We start from the raw sequence: 19,529 nt of genomic DNA, 5'->3' as shown, positions 1-19,529 counted from the left end.
CTATGGCAGTGGACCTACCGTGGTGCCTGGGCCCTAGTGATTGCGGTCGCAGCGATTGGTCTTACGACAGGTGTAGCATTAGGCGTACAAGCGTTTTCTGCAAGCGAGTCTGCCACTGCAATGGATTTGACGCTCGCCAGTGCACCCTTTCTCATGATGGCAATCGCGGAGCTCACCAAGAAAAATCCCCATAGCCATCGTCTGCGGCCCGCGGGTTCCTTCCTCGGGGACTTTCGTACGCCTGCCGGCGCCCGAAACTCTTATATGGGGATGGTCAACCACAAACGGCGTCACGTCGACATTCTCATGTACCTCCGGGCAATCCGCAGATCCATTCGATGGGTCCGTTTGCGTGACGCGGTTCGCGAACGAACCCAGTCCACCTTATATTCGGTCAGGGCGCATGCACCTGTTCCATGATCCCGCTTGCGGCGGATTCGGACCCAAGAGACGAAACCATTCTTCAACGGCGGCTGTTTGAGGCCATGAGTTTCGTCGGTTCGTCTACCGAGGATCTGCCAGGCCTGATTGGCCTGGAGATTGTTATGATCGATTGGCGTCTACGCTGATGGTTTCGTCAGGAGAGCTCCTTCTATAACGACTCCGGCGTTCACGTATTTCCACAGCGCAACAAGCAGTTTCCGAGCGAGGGCGATGATCGCCGTCTTCTTGTACCGGCCACCATTCTGGATGACTCGCGCCCTGAACCACTGGCTGAGTGCGGAATGGGGTTGATGGCGCACCCAGAGCCACGCAACCTAGACAAGCGTCGACCGGAGCCTAGGATTGCCGGACTTCGAGACTCCCTGCTCGCAATTAATCTGCCCACTTTGCCAGGGCGTTGGCACCAAACCAGCGTAGGCGGCAACCTGTCGTCGATTGTCAAACTTGCGCGACAATCCCTCAGACCACAGGACGGCCGCGAACTCCGGACCTATTCCCTTGAGGCTGAGCAGCAGGGCCGGTGTTGGCTCATCTGCCGCGACGAGCAAGGCGTCGCGTGCCTCTTCAACATCCTTGATCTGCTGGATCAGCAACTCGATGCGATCCAGCTCGCGGCTGATCTGCGCCATGAGCGCTGGCGGCAGTGGACGCCCATCTCCGGTAATGAGCGCGTCGAGGCATTTGCGTCGATCGCCTTTCAACGGTTCGTATCCGGACACACCTTGGCTGAACAAAAGGCCCCTTTATCCTGTTGACGTGCCTGATCCGCTCGTTCGTCAGCGCCTTCCGCTCCCGCACCAACCGGCGACGGTCTTCCTCCTCCGGCGTTGGCACTCGCAACATCGCGCAAACCCGAGGCTCGCCGCGGTTGTAGGCCAACAACGCTCGAACCAGTGCTTCCCCATCAATCCTGTCGGTCTTGGCCCGCCGGCGGCGACGCGATGTGGCAATGGATGCCGGGTCCACGACATAACTCTCGATGCCTTCGCGTTCGAGGACCCGATGTATCCAGAATCCATCCAGACCAGCTTCCTGGATTGATATGACCCGGAAACGCTGCCCTGTCCGCGCTTCCGCCTTTCGTTGCAGCTCTGCGAAGTGATCGAGCAAACCCGGAATGTCGCCCCCCGGCACGAGGTGTCTCGACATTCTCTCGCCCCCACCTGGCGAAAGCGAAGTCACGAGCCATTTTGAACGAGACAGCTCTAACGAGACAAATATTGCGGCAAGAACGACGCGGATAGCGGCCGGGGCTTTGGTGGTGTTGGCTTGCATGCTGACCTCCAGGTGATGTTTGGCGACTTCACTCTCGCAGAGCGCTGGTCGCCTTCCATCCCCATAGGATCTTCACGCCAGGTGACGGTCTGCTTTCGGGTAGCATATGCAAAGAGCAGTCGTTCCGTTATTCCGTGAACGATTTTGGGATTTGGTACAAGTTCGCCCGTCCATGAGATTTTCCAGCTTAGGATCAGCTTTGCTAAGTCTATCCCTTGGCTGTTAACGGACGAGCAACTGGATCATCACTGAAATGAAGGATGATGTGATCGTCCTCCTCATCCAGATTCCGTGGAGCCATCTCCGCGCCTGAGATCGTCAGGCCCTTGTTGAGCCAACTAGCAAGAAAATTCTTTTCACCGTTTCTTTCACCGAGGAAGTATCGAAATTGTGCCTCGGTGATGCGTCCCGCCATAAGATCCAAGAACATCCGTGCAGGAATTCTCACGCTTTCCTGTCGCCCACTATTTGGATTCCTATCTCGAAGTTTGCTCTCCATACTCATTCCCAGATACCATCCCCTTGCCTTCGGCGAAAAACAGCCCTGACGGAATAACGACCTAACCTGATATCCAGCGAAGCGTGGAAGTGCCAAGGCTTCAAGGATTTTCGAGAGCGCCACACACGCATCTTCCCCCACGTCAGTATAGAAGCCCCGAGCCACCCATTTTCGTTCGCTACTCCCCATTCGCAGTTCTTTTCGCGGGCTCAATGCCACGACGCCGTCGATCTTCCGGTTATGTAATTGGACAAAGCGGTGAATAATCTGCCGCGCGGAAAAATTTCGTCCCCCTGGGTCATTTTCCCCGATCTTACCCATGCGGTTCAAAAGGGTCGACCCAACATCGGCGACGACGATGATGCGGACTGTTCCTGTTGTCGCCGCGCGAAGCTGATCTGCCTTTCGACGAAGAAGCGCGAAAAGCGGATTCTCCTCAAGCGAATAGGCCTGCGGCGGCAAGGATGTCCAGATGTTATGGTATCGGATCTGGCGATACGTCTTCCACTCCACTTCTACCAAAAGTCCCAGCTCACTTAGAGTGATTTTCTCTGACTTAAATCGATCTTCACGTACCCATTCCCTTAACCTCTTCCCCAGCTCTTCACTCAACTGAAAATCAAAAGGTGCCAAGACTTGTCGAAAGCTTCGTCCCTCGACGCGCTTTGTGGTTTCGCCGAAACGAAAATAGAGGTGGTGGCCCACTCCCTTGGACAGCCGATTGCAGAAGTCGATAATGGAAAGAGCAACACGGTCCATCGCCTCTTCTGGCGAAATTGAGTTATCCGTGGCCGCCGCGATCTCAACAGCAACTTGCGTGCCCAACACGACGGTCTCGGAGACGGCATCCGGCCGCCGGGTGTCACCCCACCACTCCGGCTCGACGACGATGTCGCCGGTGTTCGCAATCGCCCACAATATCGCCAATTCCATTTCGCCTGGCAGTGCCTGATCGACTTTCTTCGATTCGAGTCTCTGAACGAGATCGCAGAATTTCTCTTGATCGAGATAAGCCGAAAGGTCATCAAGCATCTGCTGGAGTCGACGCCGGGAGAATACGGGCATCAACAGAATCTTTGAGATGATGTCGGGTCGGCGCAGACCTTGTCGGAGTCCGTCACGAGCAGTTTGTAGAAGTCTTCGGAATTCTCGATTGCAAACGTGATTGCCTCCATCGGGTGAGGGGAGATGTCGTTTCAATGAAGCTAACAGAATTCGACCTGGAGCAACGCCGGAGTCGCCGGATTCCCTCCCCGGGCAGGTGCATCTACTGCGGGGTCGTAGGAGCGCCGTTGACGGACGAGCACGTGATACCCTTCGCATTGGGCGCCAACAGCCTCGTCCTCAAGAAGTCTTGTTGCTCCGATTGCCAAAAGATCATCCAGAAATACGAGCAAGAGGTGCTTAAGAAGCAACTCGGGGTGTTCAGGGCGCAGGTGGATGCCCCAACCAGGAACAGAAAGGATCGACCTTCCGACGTCCCAATGCATTTTGTCGAGGTCAACGAACAGGGTCAACCTATACGGAATCTCGGCAAGCGCAGAGTCGTCTTGGCAGAGGCGCCCTTGATGATCAGCCTCTGGTCGTCGCCTCTCCCCAAGCTGCTCAACCCTAGCTGCGCCGGGTCGGCGCCAATTGGCCAACCTTGGAACTACGTCGATCGGCAGGCTATGGCGAGCATAGTCAAGCAGGTTGCGGAAGAGACTGGAGCCAAGCACGTGGCAGTGAAGGTCGGTGAAGTCAATCGTCGGCACTACCTGCGGTCGCTGGCGAAAACGGCACACGCCTATGCCGCCGCCGAAATGGGCATGGATGCTTTCGACCCGCTGCTTGTAGACCTCATCCTCAGCAGACGCGATGACGTCGAGACCTTCGTAGGTGATCTCCCGCATGAAAGCCCGTTTGAAGCCGATGACTCCCATACGCTCCAAATAGCCATTGGCGAGCCCCTCGATGGACCAGGGGCAGGCTATCTCGTCGCCCGAATCGTCCTATATCCAACGCTCGGAAGCCCAGCGCACGTAGTGATCTTGGGGCGACCGCGGTAGAGACTGATACCTTGCGGCCATTTGCGCGCCGCGACTACCCGCTCTATCAGGACACTGCAGCGACCCCAGCGGACCAGTAGCTTTCAGGTCTGGGCGACGCCCATCGCTATGGCCGAGATGGGCGCGCTCCTGCCCGGCAGCAATGTGGCCGATACCGGACTGTGCGGTTTCGGTCCGGACTCGCGCCAAGCTACCATTCCGCATCCGACCCATAGCGGAAATCTGCGCTAGGAACTCGGATCGCTGAAGCCTCGGTCAGACGCGCGCTTTAACGGCGAGACGCGCAGCGGCTCGTTCCATGCAAACGCGTGTTTAAGGGGTCGAAACGGCAGCAGCGGTGTTAGCAATGGTGTGTGGAAATACACTGCCGCGGTGGTCCGGTGAGTGCCGCCACGCCGGCGCCCGTACCGCTCGCGCGAGATCGGGCCAACCACCGGCAATAAACCTGGAGGGCGACCAGCTCGGCGAGCTTGGCCGCGACGTCTGCCCTCGGCCTCCTCTGCAGTGCTCAGGCCGCTTCGCGAGCCGAGCAGGAGGCTGACTTCGCGGAGAGCTTCATACGTCGTGTCATGCACAATGGGAACGAGCAGGTCTCGCGCTAGGAGTGCCGAAAGCTCTTTGTCGGCGATGAACGCGGCGCAGCAGCGCAGGGGTCACAAGCACGATCCCCGCGCGACTTCGCCAGTCCCTTGTCGATTTCGCGGAGCAACGGCGTACCAAGGCCACGTCCTTCTCGCTGAACCAGACCGAGACACCGCGCGACTCGAGCAGATCGTGCAGCTGCTTGGCAGCCCCGCTCCGGGCGTCCCATGCGTGGCAGAAAAAGACGTCCCGACTGTCCGGCAGGGACGCTCGATCTCGACGCTGCTGCGGACCGGCGCGAGTGCCCGCACCTGTGCGTCCGTGTACACCACGGACGATCCTGCTCGCGACCAGCGAGGCCTTACGCTGCTGCCGGACCTGCCGACGCTGCTGCGGCCGCCCCCGCCGCTCCCCGACGGGGAGTAGTAGGACGGGGACGAGTACGACCCGTAGCCGCCGTTGCGGCCATAGCCATAGCCGGCACCGCATGTAGGGCAGGCCGCCGCGCCGCTCGTTGTGCGATGGCCATGTACTGGTGCTGTGCATCTTGCCATGTGGCGGACGATACTAGGTATCACTGCCGCTCTCAATCGCTTCGGAGAGCGGCTTGGGGCCGTGACGTGACGGTCCGGACTACGAAAAACTTTGCGGTAAGCCGCTCTTCGGCCCAATCTCTGCTATTCTTCCCGATTGCCCAATCGTTCCGATGGCCTTCTCGATCGAAGCCACGCACACTGGTCTATGGGTGCTTGGGTTTCCTCATCAATCAAACCCATGAGGACGCATAGGCCCCAATCGTGTCCGTCAGTTCTATTCAAATTGTGGGCGGCGATCGTCCGAATTGAGAGTTCATTCCAACGTTCTGGAAACAGCGAAACAGCCCGAATTATTGCAGCATCTCGGATTTGAAACGCTGTTCGATGTCGACGATTTGTGAGTCCGCAAGCAGCGCCGAGTCTGACTATCGACCTGCCCGGGGGCGCCTTCCGCGGATATCGGACTGCCGCTTTGCGCTGGCAAGCACGCGCGTCTTGGCGGCTTGGAATGTCTGGTGGGACTTGTGCGCAAACATTTCGGTTTCAGGCATACCCAACGAATAAAGCGATCGCTCGCGATCTTCTTCCGATCTGAGGTAGGTGATGTATTCGCCGACGCGGTGCAATCGAACCTTTACTCGCTCCAACCGGTCTCCCTTGATGAACAGGCCGTACTCGCGGCGCGCGGCTTCAGCCAGGTAGTTGTTCACGGTCTCGTTAAAGACGGCGCTGTCCGTACAAATCAAGTCAAGATACGTGAAATCATAGGCGAGCTCTTCATACATGTAGAGCCCGTAGTTCGTGATCTTGATCGAGTCCACTTCATCTGAATAGGCGTCCACCCTGTTGTTGGATTCCACGAAACCATGCTTGAGGAGTATATCGGCATTTTTCACGAAATCGTCCAACATGTTGAATGTCTCGGCGAAGTACGATTTCAATTCCGAAACTGACATATAGGCTGGCGCAGAGCCATCTATGTTCTTTGACAGTTTGCGGAGAATTCGCAGTCCGGTGAAGTGTGAGCCGTGACGAGCGTACCGGATTTGATAGATGTTCGGAATATCGCTCAACCCCTCGTCGTAGAAGTAGCGGGTGGGTATCATCACCGGCTTTATGACCTGGTGGATTAAGAAATTCCAGGTGCCGGCTGCGAGCATTTCTTCCACATTTGTGTAGCCGGACAGCAGGAAGCTGCGGAACAGGTCAAGCGACAGACGGATATCGCCATGCGCACAAGCGGTGAGAAAGCTGTTCAGCGGCGAGGCCGTACCCATGAACTCTCGACAGAGAATGTTGAGGTACTTGCAGCAGTCGTCGACCGTCGCTTTATCAGCGCCGTGGATGAAGTCACTTCGCCGCGCCTCGTTCTCCAGAAGGCCCACCGTGTAGGCGAGGCGCTTCTTGAAGACCTCTGCGGGCTTGGGTGAGCTGATATGGAAGCCGGCGTTTTGAAACGCGTCCAAAACACCGTGAATCTTTGAGTTATAAAACCTCTCTTCTCGCATCGAAATCAGCGTGACGCAGCCAAGCTCGTCCGCAATCTGCTGCGCCGAAGCGAAGCAAAAATCCTGCGTCGGGCCTGCGTACTGGTCAGTGTTGTCGACAACGACAATTATGCCTTTGGCCCGATCTTTCCAGTAGTCCACCAACTGACGCGCGCAGTATGTTTTGTCCAACTTCCATTCGCTGATTAAATTGTTTAGTCGCAGATTATATGCTTCGGACGCCTTCGGCAGGCCAGAAAGCTCCTGTTTCGAAGCAGTCTGGAAACGATCGGAAAACAGCTTCGCGATGAGCGTCGAACGATCCGATTCCAGGATGCGGTCAACGTCGAGACTTCGAACAAGAATATCCCAGATGGCGACCCGTATACCCTCAATGTCTTCTGGTATTTTCAGGAGATCCACAATCGCGACCACCGAGTGGTCCTTTAGCCACCGCGGCGGATTGTGGTGCAACAGACGTTTGATAAAGGTGGACTTGCCCGACCCCTTCCCGCCGAAGAGAACCAGCACCTCGCCTTTGCGGCCCTTCTTGATGTTCTTGGTCAGCCTGCCCCCAAGTTGTCCGCCTTTGCCGGTCTCATCGAGTTGCTGAACGCCATACGACTGGAAGTAGGGAGAGAGAGAGTCGTGGATAAGCGTGCGCATACCGTCGTAGGACGCCTGCGAATCCCTCTGAGAAACGTAGCACCGCTCCATGAATTCGGTGTCGTCATCCCCAATAATGCCGAAGTAGTGATTGATTATAGGGCGGAGGGTAGAGGCGAGCCGATTGGCGGTGATTGTGTGAGAATAGGCCGGAATGTCGTCTTTAGGAAAATAGAGCTGCCGGTCTTTGGGAGGAGCGCTTGTTAATAGGGAAACAAGCGAAGAGTTCTCCGTTATCGCCTTGAATGAGAGCGCGTTCACCGCGCGCGTGTATTCCTTCGCGAAAAACGTGAGGTCTCTCACCACAAAGGCAGAGAGTGTTTCCCAGCGCTTTGCCTTCTCGAAGGTCTTGAAGAGCACCCACTGAATGCCGTTCGTGATACAGGCATATTCGCAGCCCGTATCAAAGCAGTACCTGCGAACCTGCCCCATCGCGTCATTGATGTTTGGATCGGAAAGCAGCTTTTGGATAGATATGTAGCTCGATACCTCGCCAGCAGTGGCCGCATCCGGAAGCTCGAAAAACACACCATCCTTCTTTGCCTCGATGAAGATCAGATCGTCGCCATTGGCCTTTTTGAGGATGTAGTCCGCGAACCCGGGCCGAATGTACTCCTCTGTCGCCACGCGGTTCTTCGGCCAAGCTAGGAATTCATGCAGGACGGTATCAATCACCTTGTGGCGCGTATCTGCCTCATTGTGATCTCGCGTGGCCGACCACTGTATCAGATCGGTAATACTGGTCATTTTGTCAGGCGATGCGGCAGGCTGGTTCATTCTTGTTTCTGAATCCCACTCTTCGCTATTGCGAAAACTCTCGCCTGACGGCGCAAGTGAGCGCCATTCAACATTTCCAGCTTGTGACCATATCTAGGATCCCTTCTCAAGCAAGTGGTGCCAGTGATTCGACCACCCCTATCGAAATCCCGCAGAAAGAGTCGGGAATGAACCCAGACGCCCTGTCGTGCGCGTCAGCAGTGAATGTCTGCTTTCAATTCTTCTAGAGCACGTCCTGTGATCGATGAATCGATGTGATGTGACGGCTGCGTTTTGTGCTGATTCAACATCCACCTCGATGGAGGTGGACGATGGGAAGAGCATTGAGCGGTGATCTTCGGTCGCGGGTCTTGAAGGCTTCGGACGAGGGCATGTCGGCGCGGCAAGCGGCGGCGCGGTTCGGCGTGGGAGTGTCCAGCGCGATCCGCTGGATTGCGGGGGCGAACATTGGTGAACTGGCCGCCACGCCCGCAGGGCCGCCGCCGCGCCTCCAGCCTCGATGCGCATGAAGCCTTCATCGTCGGGCGATCGAGGAGCGCAAGGACATCACGCTGAACGAGATGGTGGAGCGGCTCGTCGCCGAGCAGTCAGTGCGGATCAGCCGCAGCGCCTTGAGCGCCTGGCTTCGCGGTCACGGCTGGACATTCAAAAAAAGTCCGCGCACGCACTGGAGCAGGATCGCCCCGACGTTCTGAAGCGGCGCCGGGACTGGTTCGACGGCCAGCTCGATCTTGATCCGGCGAAGCTCGTGTTCATCGATGAGACTGGCCTCTCCACAAAGATGGCCCGCCTGCGTGGAAGAGCGCCGCGCGGCGAGCGCTGCCGGGCCGGCGTGCCGCATGGCCACTGGAAGACCACGACCTTCACCGGAGCGCTGCGGCTGACGGGCATGACTGCGCCCTTCGTCTACGACGGCGCCATGAACGGCAACGTGTTCCTGGCCTATGTCGAGCAGGTGCTGGTCCCGACATTGTCGGAGGGCGACGTAGTCGTCATGGACAACCTGCCCGCCCACAAGGCCGCCGGCGTGCGCGACGCGATTGAGGCCGCAGGTGCGAGCCTGCTCTACTTGCCGCCCTACAGTCCCGACTTCAATCCGATTGAGAACGCCTTCGCCAAACTCAAGGCGCTGCTGCGAGCAAAGGCCGAGAGAACCATCAAGGCTCTCTGGGACGCGGTCGGCGCGGTCGTCGACCTCTTCACCCCAGCCGAATGCGCCAACTACTTCAAAGCCGCAGGATATGAACCGGATTAAACAGGACGTGCTCTAGCGCAAACGCCAATGACCGATTTGGGCGCAGAGCCGGCATTGGTTCGGGGCAGATCAGCTCGTCTATTGTGCCCTATGTTTCGGCTTGCCGCCGGCAAATTGCTTCAATGCATTTGCCCGCCTAGAAAGGTGCCCCCTCGGATTCACTGGTCGCTGTCACTTATTCGGACCCTGAAATTGCCTGCCGCCGCGATTTCTCTGACATGTCGACGACAGGGAGCCCTTCCTTTCTGGCCTTGGCAAACGCTCGATCGCTTTCCAGGAACTCCGCCAGCATGAACGGGATCAGTTCCGCTACCGATTCGGACTCGCCATAGGTCTGACGATAAAGCGCCGCATAGTCCTTCAGTGCTTGGTTCAGGTCTGCACTTACGCTTATGGTGATCTTCGAAGGTGTCCGATCCGGAAGTTTGCCGAGTTTCAGATTGGTCATGATGACTCCAGTCAATTCGGGTACGGCCGTAGCACAAGATCCTTGTGCACGATGGCGCGCAGTGGCCAACCAGGGCGGACGGTGATCGTGGGCTGAATATTGAGGTTCTTCTCGGTGATGCGCTGGCCAGCTCGACTGACGTTCTGCTGAGCGGATTCGCGGATTGCTTTGACCAGGTCGCTTTCCTCTTCCCCGAGGCTCAGCTCCGTGCCGACCCCTAGCAACGTGGCCAGCGCAACGCCTTTGATCAGCTGCCAGGTGTGGAAATCCACCTTGTCCTCAAGCCCGGCATAGCCGGCGGTGTCCGTCGCCGGCAGATTGTCGATTTCGATCGAAGAGCCGTCGGGCAGCAGTATCCGTTGCCAGACCAGCAGCGCGCGCCTTTGTCCATAGGCAACAACGCTGTCATAGGTGCCAATCAGGCGAGAGCCTTGCGGAATGAGCAAGGTGCTGCCGGTGACTGTGTCGTGCACATTCTCGGTGACCTGTGCGACGACGAGGCCGGGCAAGTCGGAATTGATGCCAGTGATCAGGCTCGCTGCGATGACGCTGCCGGCCATCAGCTGATAGGGCGAAGCCGGCGTCTGCAGTGCATGCAGATTGTAGATTCCACTTGTGTTCCGCTGGCCGACAAAATCGAGCTTGCGCTGTTGATTGTTTTGGTCGCCCTCGGCCGGTGCAACGGAAGCTGAATCGCGTGCGGCATCGGATTGTGGAGCCGTTGCCTCAAAGGGTGGACGCCCGCCCTGCCCGTTGCCGGCGGCATCTGCTTGCCGGGGTCGATTTTCGATCCGGAAGAAGACTTGCGATTCGCGCGCCTCGATCGCCTGCTGTGCAAGGCGCTGCTCCTCCGCCGAAACCTCCTGGCCCGGCGCGATGCCCAGCTGGCGTTGGTGCTCAAGGAGGGGGCGGCCGAGGTCGCCGGGCAGCGGTGGTCCAAGCACCGGAGGCTTGGGCTTGATCCCGGAATAGTCCTTAGGCAGCCTTTCAATTGCCTCCGCGGTTGGCTTCCGCTCAGTGTTGTAAAGCTCTTCAGCCTGCTCTTTGATGCGCAGCGCCGGTCCCTGCAGCGCCATCATGGTGACGCCTAGAACGGCGCCGGAACCAACAGCAGCAATGGCGACAATAATGCTGCGCTTGAAGCGCACAGCGCGGCGAGGCGAGGCCCGCAGCTGCAGCTGTTCTGGATCGAGTTTCGGTGGAGCATCGGAGCGGGAAGTATCCGTCATGGGCCGTCCCTCACCTGCTGGAACGCGAAAAGAGCAATTTCCGCCACGGCGCTTGCCTGCCGTCGGTCCTCGTGATGCGCACCACCTGCTGCTGCTTGGCGCCGAGGCGCAGTTCGGCCGCGGCGAAGAGGCGATCGACAATGTAATAGTTGCCGCGTATGCGGTAGTTGACGAGCTGGTTGTCCCCGTCAGCACCGACGATGAAGAGCGGCGGGGCCTCGCCCTGATCGATGCGGCGCGGAAACTCGATGTAGACCTTGCTGCCATCATCGAACGCGCGCGTCGGCCTCCAGGGCGGCATGTCGCCGGTAATCGAATAGCGGAAGCGAATATTTTCGAGAGCCACATTCGACGCCACTGGCATAGCAGCCTCGGCCTGCGCATCGCGCCGGCGTAGCGCGATAATCTGGTCCTCGCTGTAGGTCCAGGAGATTGCCGCCATGGCGGTCTTATCCGTGCTTTGAAGCTGCAAGTGATAGCTTCGCCGGTCCGTGGTGATCACCAGATTGGTGGCAAGTCCTGGCGCGAAGGGCTTCACCAGCACATGGGTGCGCTGGTCATCGCCGGAGCCACTGACGGTATCGCCAATTACCCAGCGCACTGTATCGCCGGCCGACACGGATTGGAGTTTCTCGCCTGACTGCAGAGCGATATCGCTGACGCGCTCCGGTGCGGCATAGAGCTGGTAGAGCGCGCCTTCGGCAAAGGGGTAAACCTGCACCGCATTCACATAGCCATATTTGGTGGGTTGCTGCGTCGCCGCCTTGTTGGCATCGGCGACACGTTCTTCAGGCGAGCGCCTGTCTTCAGCAGCCTTGCCCGGCTCGGGCTGCAACTGGCCGGGCAGCGGTAGCGGTTTCGGCACTTCCACGACTTTGACGGGCTTCTCCGGCGCCTTCTCGATTGCCGCCGGTTGGAACTTGGCAGCATCATAGGAAATCTGAGGTGGCGGCACCGGCTTCGAGGCACAGGCGGAGATGACCGCAGCCGACGTCGACAGGACCAGCGCAGTGCGGAGCGACGAGAGTCTATTTATCATTGGCGGGCTCCTTTGGGGGAACGGAAGTCTGCGCGGCACTGTCGAGCTCGCGCGACCAGTCGATGGCATTGATGAAGACGCCGAGCGGGTTTTTGCGCAGCTGATCGGTATTGTTCGGCGGCCGGATCACAATGGTGAGGATCCCGGTCCAACGCGTTGTGCTGGCGAGGCTGCCGCGCTCAAAGACCTGCTCGGTCCATTTGACTTGAAAGGAGCTGTCGGACGCTCGAACCACGCTCGTCACCTGCACCGAGACGCTGCGCGTGCCGATCTTGCCGAACGGGTCGTTGGCCTTAGCGTACTCGTTGAGAAAGAGGGCTCCGCGGTCGGTGGCAAAGTCGTAGGCCGAGAGCCAATTCTGCCGCACCAGCACCGCATCGGTGGAAACAGAGCGGACATTCTGGATGAAGCGGCCGAGATGCCAGGCGATCTGGGCATCGGTGGGCTCGTAGTCCCGGATTGCTGGAGCGACGGCGCGCGCCTCGCCGAAACGATCAACCTCGACGACATAGGGCACGACGCGGCCCTGCATCGACTGCCACAAGAGTCCACCAGAGAGCCCGGTGGTCAGAGCGAGGCAGCCAAAGGCCATCAGGCGCCAGTTCCTTGCCTGCACGCGCGCAGTGCCGATGCGCTCGTCCCAAAGTTGGGCGGCCTTCTGGTATGGTGTGACGGGGTGGGGCGTCTTCCCGTAACGCTGAACAGGTCGCTTGAAGAGCATCTAGTCTTCCTTATCGTTGAGAGAGGGGTTGGCGCCGCTTCCACCCCGATCGCCATCGCGGACGGCCTGCGTGGCGGCGTGGCGATGGGCGCGCGCGGTCTGTTCGGAACGCAAGCGCCTCGCCCACGCCGGCGCGGCATCGGCACCTGACGCGGCAGGGTTTCCGGTCGTTGATGCGGTCGGCGTGCCGGCCGTCGCGGTCCAGGCGGCATCGCGGCCGGCATCGGCGCTGCGCCGGAATGGTTCTGTTGCAGATCGCATTCCCCGAATCGCGGCGCCGCCAGCTGCGCCGGCAACGCCCTGCAGTCCAGCAGCTACGCCGGAGAGGCCGGACTCGGGCGATGTTGCACGCCTCATCTGCCAAGCTGTGGAAGCAGCCGATCCCATGGCCGTGCCGGCTCGAACGGCGGCGAGACCGCCGCCGGTTGCCATGCGCGCGCCGGCAAGCGCCGCACCTCCGGCAACGAGCGTTGATCCGGCGGCCGCCGCGGTGGTTCCGAGTGCGGCTCCCGCGCCAAGCTGCGGCGCGCCGGAAACAAGACCCGAGGCAATTCCCGGTCCGAAAATGCCGAGCCCAAGCAGCGCCAACGCGCCCAGTACCTGTGACATGGCCGCGGCCAAGTCCGGCTCCTTGCCTTGCAGGGCGGAAGCGAACTCGCCGAAGAGCGTGGAGCCGATGCCGACGATGACGGCAAGCACCATCACCTTAATGCCCGACGAGATCACATTGCCGAGCACGCGCTCGGCCAGAAACGCCGAGCGGTTCCAGAGCGCGAAGGGCACCAGAACAAAGCCGGCCAATGTGGTGAGTTTGAACTCCAGGATGGTGATGAAAAGCTGGATGGAAAGGATGAAGAAGGCGATGAGGACCAGGAACCAGGCGAGAAGCAGCACGAAGATGGTCAGCGCGTTGCCAAAAATCTCGGGGAAGCCGACTAGCTGGCTCGCTTGATTGAGCAGCGGCCAGGCGCCCTCGAAGCCGGCCGCGGCAATGCGGCCTGGCCGCAGGAGACTGTCGGCGGACAGATTGCCGGCCGATGCGTTGATGCCGAGGCCGGCAAAGGAATGGTAGATGATGTCGGCGAGGTTCTTAAAATTGTTCAGGATGAAGGCGAAGGCGCCGACATAGAGCACTTTTCGGACAAGCCGGCCAAGAACATTGGGCTCGCCGCCGAACGCCCAGACCAGGCCTGCCAGCGTGATGTCGATGCCGATCAGGATGGTGGTGAGAAAGGCGACGTCGCCCGAAAGCAGACCGAACCCGCTATCAATATAGCGGGTAAAAGTCTCCATGAAGCGATCAATGACGCCGAGGTCATTCATGTCGCCGCCTTCCTCGTTGTCTTGAAGAACTGCTGATCAGTTGCCGGGATAGGCCGTACCGGTGCCCAGGAAACGCTTCGTCGTCTCGCGGGCGGCTTCCTCGGACTGCGCCTTGCGGGCAGCATCTTCGGCTTCAGCCCGGAACTGGGTCGCGAGCAGCGTCTGAATCTGGATCTGCTGCTTGGTCGAAAGCGCGATCAGCTGATTGGTGGCCTGGCTTGCCTCAAGGGCACCTGCCGCGCCCTGACTGCGGTTGACGAGATCGGTAAGCAGGTCGCCGTCGGCCCGCACGTTCTCCACGATCTGCGACTGCGCGCTCATGGTTTGGCGGAACGCCTGCATGGCGTTTTGCCAGCGCTCGCGCGCGGCGCTCGCCACATCGCTGACCTTGATTGTGGCGTCGTAGCTTTCCGGATATTGCACACGCCACTGGTTCTGAAGCTTGTCGAGATCGAAGCTCAGGCCGCTGGCCTGGGTCATCAGGCCGTCGATCCGTTGGAGCGAACCTGTGAGCTGGCCGACGGAAGAAAAATCCAGGCGCTGAAGGTTGCGCGCCATGTTCTGCAGCATGGTCGCCTGGTTCTGAAGCGACTGGATCTGGTTGTTTATCTGCTCCAGGGAACGTGCCGCTGTCAGCACGTTCTGCGCATAATTCGACGGATCGAACACGATCAGGGCGTGGGCCGGCTGGACGTAGTCGGCCATCGGTTTTGCGATCAGGGAAACGGTGATCAGGCTGGTGAGAAGGCGGCGCCGCATCATGACGATTGCTCCTTGTCTGGTTGAGGGAATTGCTGGAGAAGCTCGGCAGCCCAATCGAGGCCGCGCGCACTCAGGAACCGGGAGGCAAAGCTGTCCTGCCCGTGCTCTGACAGGACGCTGTCGATCAAAGCTTGCGTGGCCGGATCAGAGGCGCCGCAGAGCGCAAGAGCGATCGGGCCGAGCCCGAGCTCGAAGAGGCGGTTGCCGCGGCGCGACTGCAGATAATACTGGCGCTTCGGTGTGGCACGGGCGACCAATTCGATTTGCCGCTCGTTCAGGCCGAAGCACTCATAGGCTGCCCGCACCTGCGGTTCCACGGCACGGTCATTGGGAAGAAAAATGCGCTGTGGGCAGCTCTCGATGATTGCCGGCGCGATCGACGAGGCAGCGATGTCTGCAAGTGACTGCGTGGCGAAAATGACGGAGACGTTCTTCTTTCGCAGCACCTTCAGCCATTCGCGGATGCGGGCGGCAAAGAGCGGGTTGTCGAGATAGACCCAGGCCTCGTCGAGCATGAGCAGTGTTGGCCGGCCGTCGAACCGCTCCTCGAGGCGATGGAAGAGATAGGTGAGCACCGGCAGCACGGCGCCTTCCTGGTGCATCAGCTCTTCGGTCTCGAAACACTGCACATCCGACAAAGCCAGCCGATCTTCATCGGCATCGAGCAGACGCCCGAACGGGCCATCGAGCGTGTACGGCATCAACGCGGATTTCAGCGCATTGGACTGAAGCAGGACCGACAGTCCAGTGAGCGTGCGTTCCTGCGCCGGCGCGGTGGCAAGGCTGGTCAGGGCCGACCAGATCGCCTCCTTCACCTCAGGCGTTACGGTGACATTCTCATGGGCGATGAGGCCGGCGATCCATTCCGCCGCCCAGCTGCGAGTAGTCTGGTCGCCGATATTGCTCAGTGGCTGGAAGGCAAGCGCACCATCCGCGCCCAGCGCGTGGTGTTCTCCGCCCATGGCCAGTGTTGCCGCACGAGCCGAATTGCCCTTGTCGAAGACATAGACCTGCGCCCCGGCATAGCGTCGAAACTGCAGAGCGACTAGCGCAAGCAGAACCGACTTGCCGGCACCCGTCGGCCCAACGACCAGCATGTGGCCGACATCGCCAACGTGGGTGGAAACCCGAAACGGTGTCGACCCGTTGGTCTCTGCGAAGAGAAGCGGCGGGGATTCGGTCCCAGTCACGTTGGTGAGATGCTCGTTATCCACCGGACCGGCCCACGCCGACGACAGCGGCATGACATGGGCAAGATTCAGCGTGTGAACGAGCGGCTGGCGAACGTTAGCGTAGACATGACCGGGCAACGAGCCGAGCCACGCCTCGACCGCATTGATGCTTTCACGGATCGTGGTGAAGCCGAGCCCATTGACTATGCGCTCAACCGCTCGGAGCTTTTCCGCGGCGGCCTGTCGGTCCTGGTCCCATACCGTCACCGTTGTGGTGAGATAGCCGAAGCCGACGTGATCGCCGCCCAATGCCTGAAGGGCGACATCCGCATCGAGCGCCTTGTTGTCGGCGTCACTATCGACGAGAGGGACGGGTTCGTTGGTCACGACCTCGCGCAGGATGGCTGCGACCGATTTGCGCTTGGCAAACCACTGACGGCGCAACCGGGTCAGTGTCTTTGTGGCTTCCGTCTTGTCGAGCGGGATGAAGCGCGTCATCCAGCGGTAGGCGAAATCCTGATGGTTGAGCGCGTCGAGGATCCCTGGCCGGGTGACGTTCGGGAAACCAAGGATGGTGAGGGTGCACAGATGCTGCTCACCCAGCATCGGCTCCAGGCCGCCGGTAAGCGGCGCGTCAACCAGAACACCGTCGAGATACATTGGCGTTTCCGGCATGGCGACCGGATGGCGGTAGGTCGAGATTGTGCCGTGCAGATAGGTTAGCGTCTCGGCATCATCGAGGGCGCGCACTTCCGGCATGAACCCGGACAGCAAATCCAGGACGCGGTCGGTCTCGTCGCGAAACCACGCCAGCTCCTGGCGCCAGTCTCTAGCCCCTCCCGAGTGATGCGAGTCGACCAGTGCGCTTTCCGCCCGCGCCTGGCCATCTGGCGCCGGCATGAAGACCAAGGTTAGATGATAGCGACTCTCGAAGTGCGCGACCTTGCCCTCGAAGGCCGCGCGCCTTTCCTCATCGACCAGCCATGAGGCAGCATCGGGAAAAGCCGAGCTCGGATAGCCCAGCGCTTCAACGCGCTCGGCCTCGAAAAACAACCCCCATCCGGAGCCCAACCTTCGTAGCGCATTGTTGGCTCGTGCGCAGATGCCGACCAACTCGGCTTCGGTCGCGCTTTCAAGGTCGGGGCCACGGAACCGGAAGGTTCGCTGGAAGCTACTGTCTTTATTGAGCACGATGCCGGGCGCGACCAAAGCGGCCCAGGGCAGATGGTCGGCAAGCCGATCGGCTTTGCCGCGATACTCCGAAAGGTTCAGCATGCAAGCCACCCCTTCAGGCGAAGATGACGGACAAGCACGCTGGCGAAGTCCGGATCGCGGCGAGCGGCAAAGACCGCGAGGGTGTGGCCGGCGATCCAGAGCGCCAGTCCGGCGATCCACTGCTGCAGGCCAAGGCCTATTGCCGCGGCCACCGTGCCGTTGAGGATCGCCACCGCTCGCGGCGCGCCGCCCAGCAGGATCGGCTCAGTCAATGCCCTGTGAACGGGGACTTCGAAACCCTCGACATGCTGCTCTCCGGTGGCCATCAGACGAGTGCCCCGCCGCCGAAGGAGAAGAAGGAGAGAAAGAAGCTCGATGCCGCGAAGGCGATCGACAGGCCGAAGACAATCTGGATCAGCCGGCGAAAACCGCCTGCCGTGTCACCGAAAGCAAGGGTCAGGCCGGTGGTGATGATGATGATCACCGCGACGATCTTGGCGACCGGTCCCTGCACCGACTCAAGGATCTGCTGCAGCGGCTGTTCCCAAGGCATGCCGGAGCCCGCTGCGTGGGCCGGGAGGGTGAGAAGAAACGCGAGCGCGGTGGACGAAAGGAAGCGAAGCTTCTTGAGCATGAGGTGACCTTTCAAAACTGCTGGAGTTGCGGAAGCGTGAGCGGGGTGACGGCGTAATCACCGCTGCTGTCGAGACCGGTGACCTCAGCGATCGCGTCAATGCGGCGCGAGGATCCGCGCCCAGCGATGAAGACGATCAGATCTACCGCATCAGCGATGAGGCGGCGGGGAACGGTGACGACGGCTTCCTGGGCGAGCTGCTCGATACGGTAGAGAGCGGAGCGCGCCGAATTGGCGTGAACCGTCGCGATGCCGCCGGGATGCCCGGTGTTCCATGCCTTCAGCATGTCCAGGGCTTCCGCGCCCCTGACTTCGCCCACGATGATGCGGTCGGGTCTGAGCCGCAGGGTCGAGCGCACGAGATCGGCGAGCGTGACCGACCCCCGCCTCGTCCTCAAGGCAACGCAATCCTTCGCCGCGCATTGCAGTTCGCGCGTGTCCTCGATCAGGATCACCCGCTCGTCGCAATCGGCGGCTTGTGCCAGCAGCGCATTGGCAAGTGTTGTCTTGCCCGACGACGTGCCGCCGGCGACCAGGATGTTGCGCCGCTCGCGGACCGCCTTCTGCAGCGCATCGGCCTGCAGCGGCAGCATGACCCGGTCGGCGACATAGTCGGCCAACGTGTAGAGTTTCGCCGCAGGCTTTCGGATGGCGAAGCATGGCCCCAGCACGACAGGCGGCAGCAGACCCTCGAAGCGCTCGCCCGATGGCAATTCGGCGCTGACAATCGGATTGTCAGCATGCGCCTCGGCGCGCACGTGGGAGGCGACCAGGCGGATGATGCGTTCGGCCTCAGAAGGATGCATGTGCACGCCGGTGTCGACCCGGCCTTCACCCAACCGGTCGAGCCGCAGCGCACCGTCGGGATTGACCATCACCTCAATGACGGTCGGATCGGCAAGGGCTTCGGTGATCGCCGGACCCATGGCGGTGCGCAGCATGACGCGGCGGCGATGGTCGGCTTCCGGATGAGAACTCATCCTTCCCCTCCCCTGCGATCGTCGGTGCCAAGTGACCGTTTCCCGGAAGCGATTTGGCGGCCGACCTGTTCGACGAATTTGTCGAAGCGCTCCTGGGCAATCGCTTGCGTGGCCCTGTCCGGCACCGGCGTGTGAGCATGAAGCGTGATCGAAAAGCGGATGAAGAGCGCCAGGCTCTCCAGGATCATCTCGACATCGCGCCTGACATGTCCGAGGTCGCGGGAAAGACGGTCGAGCCTCTTGCCGTAGCGCTGGTCGAGTTCATTCTCCCCACGCCGCTCGATAAAGGTCTCGACCGCGTGCGCCACAATGGCCGATTTGGTGGTCGATGGATTGCGGCTGAGGTTCTCCAGCTTCTGGCTCAACTCGGGTTCAAGCAAAAACTGGTGACGAATGCGGTGGGGCTTCATGCTGCTCGTTCCCTCTGACCGGCGCTG

14 protein-coding genes and 2 pseudogenes are annotated in these 19,529 nt (G+C 60.2%); 1 reads left to right on the top strand and 15 read right to left on the bottom strand.

Annotation, left to right across the window (positions count from 1 at the left end; all coding sequences use genetic code 11):
* Positions 1-560 precede the first annotated feature (560 nt).
* The 4 genes and pseudogenes from NKH93_RS23120 to NKH93_RS23105 form a co-directional block, all read right to left on the bottom strand.
* Positions 561-1,719 (bottom strand): annotated as a pseudogene (locus NKH93_RS23120) (IS110 family RNA-guided transposase).
* A 208-nt stretch (positions 1,720-1,927) separates the two neighbouring features.
* Complete coding sequence (locus tag NKH93_RS23115) at positions 1,928-3,250, bottom strand: hypothetical protein (RefSeq protein WP_352518138.1); 1,323 nt, start codon at positions 3,248-3,250, stop codon at positions 1,928-1,930.
* A 173-nt stretch (positions 3,251-3,423) separates the two neighbouring features.
* Entirely contained in the window at positions 3,424-4,140 is a 717-nt protein-coding gene (locus NKH93_RS23110) for a hypothetical protein (protein ID WP_352518139.1), read from the bottom strand.
* Positions 4,141-5,809: 1,669 nt separating this feature from the next.
* Entirely contained in the window at positions 5,810-8,314 is a 2,505-nt protein-coding gene (locus NKH93_RS23105; RefSeq protein WP_352518140.1) for a hypothetical protein, read from the bottom strand.
* A gap of 311 nt (positions 8,315-8,625) precedes the next feature.
* Here NKH93_RS23105 and NKH93_RS23100 point away from each other — a divergent pair.
* Positions 8,626-9,569 (top strand): annotated as a pseudogene (locus NKH93_RS23100) (IS630 family transposase).
* A gap of 175 nt (positions 9,570-9,744) precedes the next feature.
* Here the strand turns inward: NKH93_RS23100 and NKH93_RS23095 are convergent.
* From NKH93_RS23095 to NKH93_RS23045, 11 genes are read right to left on the bottom strand one after another with little or no spacing between them, the layout of a single operon-like run.
* Entirely contained in the window at positions 9,745-10,017 is a 273-nt protein-coding gene (locus NKH93_RS23095) for a DUF2274 domain-containing protein (protein ID WP_352517831.1), read from the bottom strand.
* Between the two features lie 11 nt (positions 10,018-10,028).
* On the bottom strand, positions 10,029-11,246 hold the full coding sequence (locus NKH93_RS23090; RefSeq protein WP_352972238.1) for a TraB/TrbI/VirB10 family type IV secretion system protein: 1,218 nt from the start codon (positions 11,244-11,246) through the stop codon (positions 10,029-10,031).
* A 10-nt stretch (positions 11,247-11,256) separates the two neighbouring features.
* On the bottom strand, positions 11,257-12,285 hold the full coding sequence (gene trbG / locus NKH93_RS23085) for a P-type conjugative transfer protein TrbG (RefSeq protein WP_352517829.1): 1,029 nt from the start codon (positions 12,283-12,285) through the stop codon (positions 11,257-11,259).
* Complete coding sequence (gene trbF / locus NKH93_RS23080) at positions 12,275-13,006, bottom strand: conjugal transfer protein TrbF (protein ID WP_352458767.1); 732 nt, start codon at positions 13,004-13,006, stop codon at positions 12,275-12,277. Before trbF ends, trbG begins: the two co-directional genes overlap by 11 nt.
* The gene (gene trbL / locus NKH93_RS23075) at positions 13,007-14,329 is read right to left on the bottom strand and encodes a P-type conjugative transfer protein TrbL (protein WP_352711461.1); all 1,323 of its coding nucleotides are present in this window, start codon (positions 14,327-14,329) and stop codon (positions 13,007-13,009) included. It lies immediately after the preceding gene.
* 36 nt (positions 14,330-14,365) lie between these two features.
* On the bottom strand, positions 14,366-15,091 hold the full coding sequence (gene trbJ / locus NKH93_RS23070; RefSeq protein ID WP_023718720.1) for a P-type conjugative transfer protein TrbJ: 726 nt from the start codon (positions 15,089-15,091) through the stop codon (positions 14,366-14,368).
* A complete protein-coding gene (trbE, locus tag NKH93_RS23065; RefSeq protein WP_352972227.1) occupies positions 15,088-17,538 on the bottom strand; it encodes a conjugal transfer protein TrbE in 2,451 nt (816 codons plus the stop codon). Before trbE ends, trbJ begins: the two co-directional genes overlap by 4 nt.
* Positions 17,532-17,804: a VirB3 family type IV secretion system protein gene (locus NKH93_RS23060; RefSeq protein WP_352571685.1), complete on the bottom strand. Its 273-nt coding sequence runs from the start codon at positions 17,802-17,804 to the stop codon at positions 17,532-17,534. The genes trbE and NKH93_RS23060 overlap by 7 nt, the downstream gene beginning before the upstream one ends.
* Positions 17,804-18,112 (bottom strand): TrbC/VirB2 family type IV secretion system protein, encoded by a 309-nt coding sequence (locus NKH93_RS23055; RefSeq protein WP_352547795.1) that lies wholly within the window; start codon positions 18,110-18,112, stop codon positions 17,804-17,806. Before NKH93_RS23055 ends, NKH93_RS23060 begins: the two co-directional genes overlap by 1 nt.
* An 11-nt stretch (positions 18,113-18,123) precedes the next feature.
* A complete protein-coding gene (gene trbB / locus NKH93_RS23050; RefSeq protein ID WP_352547796.1) occupies positions 18,124-19,092 on the bottom strand; it encodes a P-type conjugative transfer ATPase TrbB in 969 nt (322 codons plus the stop codon).
* Positions 19,089-19,502: a CopG family transcriptional regulator gene (locus NKH93_RS23045; RefSeq protein WP_352547797.1), complete on the bottom strand. Its 414-nt coding sequence runs from the start codon at positions 19,500-19,502 to the stop codon at positions 19,089-19,091. Before NKH93_RS23045 ends, trbB begins: the two co-directional genes overlap by 4 nt.
* Positions 19,503-19,529: the final 27 nt, after the last annotated feature.

The sequence above is a fragment of the Mesorhizobium sp. M0954 genome (genome assembly GCF_040319155.1).
In the GTDB taxonomy this organism is placed as follows: domain Bacteria; phylum Pseudomonadota; class Alphaproteobacteria; order Rhizobiales; family Rhizobiaceae; genus Mesorhizobium.
This window is presented reverse-complemented; position numbering and strand designations above follow the sequence as displayed.